6 protein-coding genes are annotated in these 6,080 nt (G+C 63.3%); 5 read left to right on the top strand and 1 reads right to left on the bottom strand.

Annotated elements, in window-relative coordinates; genetic code table 11:
* The first annotated feature begins 9 nt into the window (after window positions 1-9).
* The 3 genes from FFS56_RS14695 to FFS56_RS14685 are packed head-to-tail and all read left to right on the top strand — an operon-like array spanning window position 10 to window position 3,297.
* Window positions 10-1,671, top strand: a complete 1,662-nt coding sequence (locus FFS56_RS14695; protein ID WP_127011565.1) for a YcaO-like family protein — start codon at window positions 10-12, stop codon at window positions 1,669-1,671.
* A 4-nt stretch (window positions 1,672-1,675) separates the two neighbouring features.
* The gene (locus FFS56_RS14690; RefSeq protein ID WP_127011564.1) at window positions 1,676-2,821 is read left to right on the top strand and encodes an MFS transporter; all 1,146 of its coding nucleotides are present in this window, start codon (window positions 1,676-1,678) and stop codon (window positions 2,819-2,821) included.
* Entirely contained in the window at window positions 2,818-3,297 is a 480-nt protein-coding gene (locus tag FFS56_RS14685) for a DUF2087 domain-containing protein (protein WP_127011563.1), read from the top strand. Before FFS56_RS14690 ends, FFS56_RS14685 begins: the two co-directional genes overlap by 4 nt.
* Window positions 3,298-3,320: 23 nt before the next feature.
* Here FFS56_RS14685 and FFS56_RS14680 read toward each other — a convergent pair whose 3' ends face one another.
* Window positions 3,321-3,890: a TetR/AcrR family transcriptional regulator gene (locus FFS56_RS14680; RefSeq protein ID WP_233437365.1), complete on the bottom strand. Its 570-nt coding sequence runs from the start codon at window positions 3,888-3,890 to the stop codon at window positions 3,321-3,323.
* Between the two features lie 86 nt (window positions 3,891-3,976).
* Between FFS56_RS14680 and FFS56_RS14675 the strand changes: the two genes are divergently transcribed.
* Both FFS56_RS14675 and FFS56_RS14670 read left to right on the top strand, forming a co-directional pair.
* Window positions 3,977-4,978 carry an SDR family NAD(P)-dependent oxidoreductase gene (locus FFS56_RS14675; RefSeq protein WP_127011562.1) on the top strand — a complete coding sequence of 334 codons (1,002 nt, stop codon included), beginning with the start codon at window positions 3,977-3,979 and terminating at the stop codon, window positions 4,976-4,978.
* 383 nt (window positions 4,979-5,361) lie between these two features.
* Entirely contained in the window at window positions 5,362-6,072 is a 711-nt protein-coding gene (locus tag FFS56_RS14670; RefSeq protein WP_052748578.1) for a hypothetical protein, read from the top strand.
* Window positions 6,073-6,080 lie beyond the last annotated feature (8 nt).

Genomic DNA, 6,080 nt, shown 5'->3' with positions numbered 1-6,080 from the left:
GGTGAGTGAGTGGAAGCGATATACCAGGAAATCTGTAAGGAACTCTCTCTCGACGCTGATGCGGATCTGATGTTGAGCAGAGCTTCATCCACGCAGATCGTAACTTTTCGTGGGGAAGAGGGGACCGTGTGGGCGCCGATTCGCGCGGACAAAAGGTGGGGGTGCGCCACGTGTATCGGTGCATCCGTCCTGCTTCTCGATCAGTACTACGCGGACTTCGAGCGGCCGGCGGTCACCGACAGGGACGCCGCGTCGCTGATCCTGCGGATGCTGGAGCGGCACGCCATCCCCATTGCAGTCACCGACATCTACGGTCCTCAATGTTGGTCGGTGTGCTTCCCCGTCCCAGACTGCCCCGCGTGCCGTGACTCCGATCGCCAACTACAGGACATTATGGGCGCGTTCCGCCCATTGAACCCTGACAACACCACGCCGGAATTCTCCGATACGGGCGGCGTCCGCGCCGCTTCTGCCACCGCGTTCGTAGCCGCGAACCGGGCGGCGATTGGCTTCGCTGCCATCGTGACCAATCCGTACAACGGCGGTGACGAACCGCATGCGACGCTGATCGAGGGCCTTATTCGCACATCAATCACGCCTAACGAGTGCGAAGTCGCGGGAGGTAAAGGACGCAATCTCGAGCAGGCACTCGCGAGCTTCATCGGCGAAGCGCTGGAGCGGTATTTCGTCGCCGACCCAGTCTCGATCCCCTCCGTCCTTGGCACCGAGAACGACCTGGTCGCCGCAATCTCACCTGAGATCAAATTCGGCTATCCCGCGCTGGACGACACCACCGGGATAACGCCCTACGCCCCCGACCTCCCGCTCGAATGGCTCGCGGCCGAGGAGCTCACGGGAGGCAATCCCGTCCTCCTCCCCGCTAACCTCGCCTTCTGCCCCTACGAGCCACGAGACGCGAGGGCGTCGAGATTCAGTGTCACCACCACAACCGGTGTTGCGTCCGGGGCCAATGTTGAGGATGCGACCCTGCAAGCACTATTGGAGCTGATCGAGCGCGACGCCTTCTGGTACTTCGCTCGCACCGGGCAGGGCTTAGCCGAGCTACCGGAAGAAGCGCTTCACCCGCATGTCCACGCTGCAAAAGCAGTGTCCCACGGTCGATTCACTTTCCAGGAGCTCCGGAACCCCTTCGGCATCCCTGTCGTGCATGCAACGTACGTCACCGACGACGCCTGGGAAGCCCGAACTGCACGAGGCATCGGAGCCGGTGAGAATCTCGAGCAGGCATCACTTCGCGCGTTTGTCGAGTGTCTGCAGATTCTGCACTCGCTGAATCTCGGAGTCGAAGTAGAGGATGTCAATGGTGATATGCGCCACATCTGGTACACCGGAGCAGCGAGACACCTCCTTCCGAACTTCTTCCAGCACTCCGACCAAAGGGCGGGTCCCGGCGAAGCGCATTCGGGCGGAAAACGACGCCACAGCCTCCGCTCCATCCTGGAGCTGTTCGCGCGTAGCTCGACTGAGGTGTATCAGGTGGTGCTCGTCGACTCCCCCTCCTTTGCAGTGGTGCGCGTGATGGCGGCAGGCATGTGCCTCACCGACGCCACCTACTTCTCAAACTCGAAGAGGTTCCAAGTCTTCGCGAGCGCACTCCCGGGCGCTCCCACCTCCCCGCGTATTTCCTACGCGGGACCGACCTTCATGTGAGACGATGACCAGAATTTACGCGTTCTACGTTCTCAGCGCGGCCGGCGTCGCATGCTTCACGGTGGTCGACGTTGTCTACTTCCAGACGATCGGCTACTCGCTCGCGTTCGTCGGGATCATGACCTCGGCGTTCAGCGTCGCCCTCGCGGCAACAGAACTCCCGTTCGCAGTACTGTTTGACCGCTACTCCAACAAGCTTGCTTTGCAGATCGGAAACTTCGTCCGCATCGCCGCATTCTCCCTCTTCTTCCTGAACCTGTCGCCAGAGATGCTCATCACCGCACAGGTTCTCGCTGGGATCGCCGTCGCCGCTCTCAGCGGCACGAGCAATGCGCTCATCATCAATCAGATCCCCACGCCCGACGCCAAGGCGATCGCGCGCATGTTCGGGCGACTCGAATACCTCGGCGGAGCGGCCGCAATCCTCGCGGGACTACTCGGACTCTGGCTCTTTCACATCAAGCCCGAGTTCATCTGGCTCGGGGCGATCGGGCTCTACGCTGTGGCGACGTTGGTCGTGTTCTCCTTCAAGGACGTGGACACGGCCGTCGATCGAATCCCCTGGAAGCGGTACGTGCGTGATTCGCTCGGAGTTGTCCAGGGCCCATACACCCTCGTCTACATCGTTACTAACGCATGCGCCGTCGCGCCGTTCCTGCTCTGGCAGGTGAAGTTTGACATGGTGTCGCTCGGCTTCATCTTCGTCGGCTTCTTCGTGATGAACATGACCGCTCTTGTCGCCCCGTTCTTCCTCCGCTTCATCAAAGTGTCAGCGGGGCGCGTGGCCCTCCTGGCTTCTCTCAACGTGGTTGCGACCATCCTCTTCGCGTTCTTCAACCAGCCGGTGTTGATCGTCGCCTCGTTCCTGATTCACGTAGGCCTGCAGATCTTGCAAACGATCGTCGTCGCGGGGTTGTTTCACGAGCGCATCAGCAACGAGTATCGAGCGACGTCAGAGTCATTGGTCTCCATGGCGGATTCGCTCATCGTCGCGGTCGTCGCCCCAGTCACGATGATCCTCGGCGATGTCTGGGGCGTGGAGTGGGCGATCACGAGCTCGTGCGCCCTGTACGCGCTTTGCGTGCTTCTCCTCCTCGCAGGACCAATGAGAAGATCTCAACGCCAACCTAGGATCCTGGAGGCATCATGAGCGACGTGAGAGCAATGTTGGCGTGTCTCGCAAACGAGGAGGTGGCTCGCGTCTTCGCGAGCATCGTACTGCGCGTCGACCCCGACGATATTCCTCAGGAGAGGAGGGATAAGGCCATCGAGGCCTTGTCTCGAAGCGGGCTCATCACCGCAGACACCGAGAGCCTTGCGCTCAACTCCGCAGGAATCAGGGCAGAGCTGGCAAGTCTTAGCGGGAAGGCGACGTCAGATCCCCTACAGCGGTGGTTTGACGAGAGCGGTCGGATACGACAGTACCCACGGCGAGCAAACGAGCGAGGAGCGTTGCTGACGACGATTGGCGATCAGGCGATCGCCGCGGGAGAACGGCTCACTGAAACGGAGGTGAACGGCCGCCTAGAACGGTATACCTCCGATGTCCCGACACTGCGTCGGTATCTAGTCGTTCACCGAATTCTCGCCCGCGAGAACGATGGTTCAGTGTACTGGCGGGCCTAGCCCGACACCACGGAGTACCCGTCTTACGCCGCGATCCCCCGCAGCAACCGCACCACGGTCTCCTTCACTCGTTCCGCACTCAACGGCTGCCCGATCAACGCGGAGTACGACGCCATCGCGATGAACTGATCCGCGATCGCCCCCGCATCCACATCCGCTCGCACGTCTCCCGCGGCACGTCCGCGCGCCACTCGCTCCGACACCCATTCGCGGATCGGCGCCGCCAACCGCTCGTTCAAGACGAGCCCCAACTCGGGATCAGCCGCCGTCACCTCGATCAGCGCTCGCGCCAGCGACACACCCTCGGGCCGAGCCAGCCCCGCGGACACCGCCGTGAACCATGCGCGCAGGTCCGCGCCGAGGTCGTCCGTCATCGGCACGACGACATCCGAACCAGGGACCGTCCCCTCGAGCAGCGCTTCTCCGAGGATCGCGGCCTTCGACGGCCACCACCGGTAGATCGTCTGCTTCGACACCTCCGCCTCGGCAGCAAGACCCTCGATCGTCACGGCGTCGTATCCGTCTGCGGCGAGCGCGCGCCGCATCGCGTCCAGCACGGACTGGCGGGCTTTCTCACTGCGAGGACGAGGCACCCATCCACCGTACTCAGGCGTACACTGGAACATAAGTAGACGCACCGTTGCGAAACTACAACGGCACCCGAGCAAGGAGAACGAGCATGGCCCTCACCGCACACTCCACCATCGGCGACTGGATGAACGACCCCACTGGCGGCCCCCTCATCCGCGGACTCTTCGAGAAGACGGGCGCCGACCCGGAACTCCTCACCCCCGTGCTCGGACTTCCGCTGCAGCAGCTCGTCGCCATGAGCCAGGGCCAGCTCCCGCAGTCGGTCGTCGACGACCTCGTGCGCGCCGCGAACAACGGCGAGATCCCCGAGGCCGACGACTCCGAGGGCTGGACAGAGAAGGTCACGTCCGGCCGCTTCGCCGGCAAGACCGTCATCGTGACGGGCGCCGCCTCCGGCATCGGCAAGGCCACCGCCTCGCGCATCGCCCGCGAAGGCGGACGCGTGATCGCGAGCGACATCGCCGCCGAGAAGCTCGACACCCTCAAGGCCGAGCTCCCGGATGCCGACATCGTCACGGTCGCGGGCGACCTCACCAGGCAGGACGCTATCGACGCCGTGCTCGCCGCCGCGGGCGACCGCATCGACGGCCTCGCGAACGTCGCCGGCATCAACGACGACTTCTCCCCCGCGGGCGAGACCCCGGATGCCGTCTGGGACCGCGTGATCGCGATCAACCTGACCGCTCCGTTCAAGCTCATGCGCGCGGTCATTCCCGTGATGGAAGCAGTCGGCCGCGGCGCGATCCTCAACGTCTCGAGCGAAGCAGGCCTCCGCGGCAACGCCTCGGGCAACGCCTACACGGCCAGCAAGCACGGCATCATCGGCGTCACGAAGTCCGCAGCCTTCATGTACGGGCCGAAGGGCATCCGCGTGAACTCCGTCGCCCCTGGCGGCGTCGCCACCGGCATCCCGATGCCCCCGAACATGTCCGAGTACGGCTCCGGCCGCCTCGCCCCGTTCCAGCAGGCGATCCCGACCGTCGCGACCGCCGAGCACCTTGCCGCCTCGATCACGTTCCTGCTGTCGGACGACGCCGTGAACATCAACGGCGCCATCCTCGCCTCCGACGGCGGATGGTCCGTGCAGTAAGCCCCAACGCGAAGCCGACGCCCCCGCCGACCCGAACGGCGGGGGCGTTTCGTATGTCCACGCGCGCACTCGCCTCACGATCAGTCTTGACTCGCAACTTCGCCTCAGGATACGACGACGAATATATCACTATCGTCCTCATATGTGTGCTTGTATCAGCTCCAAGTAGTCGACATAGAGGTCAGGAGGATCCCATGTTTCCGAGTTTCCGCACTACACGTATACGGCCCCACGAGCGCAAACGGCTTTTCATATCCGCAGTGACCGCGTCTGCATTAGTCCTCGGAGCTATCGCTCTTCCCGCCACAGCATCGTGGGCGGATGCCGCGCAAGATGGAGACCCGACGACAGCAGGGCACGAGATCGCCGCTGCTCTGGAGCACATGGAAGGTGGCCTGGTCCGCGACTTCGCTCCTTCTGAGATCGAAGATGGGCAAGATGGCAAGACAGCTCAGGACGGTGTCAGTGTCGAGGTTTCGAACGACGCCACAGATGGCGTACAGATTTCGACAGGGAGCTTCGTTCTTGGCATCGACCTGCCGCACGCGGACGCAGCCATCGCCGGCGAGAACCTTCCGAAGGGTGGAGTGGCCTATCCCTCCACGATGGATAGTGCGAATGCCGTCATCCCCGTAGACGGCGGGGCTCAGCTCCTCACCGTCATCGCGAACGACGCAGCACCCGAACGCTTTGACTACGGGCTCACAATGCCGCCCGAGAACCGCCTGGAGGAGACTGCAGACGGCGGCGCCCGGATCGTCGACTCGACCGGAGAGACAGTCGTCATCTTCGAACCAGCCTGGGCTCGCGACTCGAGCGGAAAGAGCCTCCCGACTCAGTACTCCGTTCAAGGGAACGTCCTGACCCAGACCGTCGCACACAAGAGCCTGAGCGGCATCTCGTATCCGATCGTCGCCGATCCGCTTCCTGTCGTCGTCATCGTCATCACAGCGGCGGCAGCGATCGTGGTCGCAGCAGCAGCCCTTGGAGTCGCCACTTGGATTGTCATCAGTTGGTGGAACACCTGTCGCGCCCAGGGAAAGTACCCCGAGCTCTCCACCCGAAACGGCTTCACCGCCAGGTGCGTGCGGTAGCGCGACAG

Source organism: Microbacterium sp. Beta, from assembly GCF_005502545.1.
GTDB lineage: Bacteria > Actinomycetota > Actinomycetes > Actinomycetales > Microbacteriaceae > Microbacterium > Microbacterium oxydans.
Note: the sequence above shows the minus strand (reverse complement) of the source record. Positions and strands in the feature narration are given on the sequence as shown.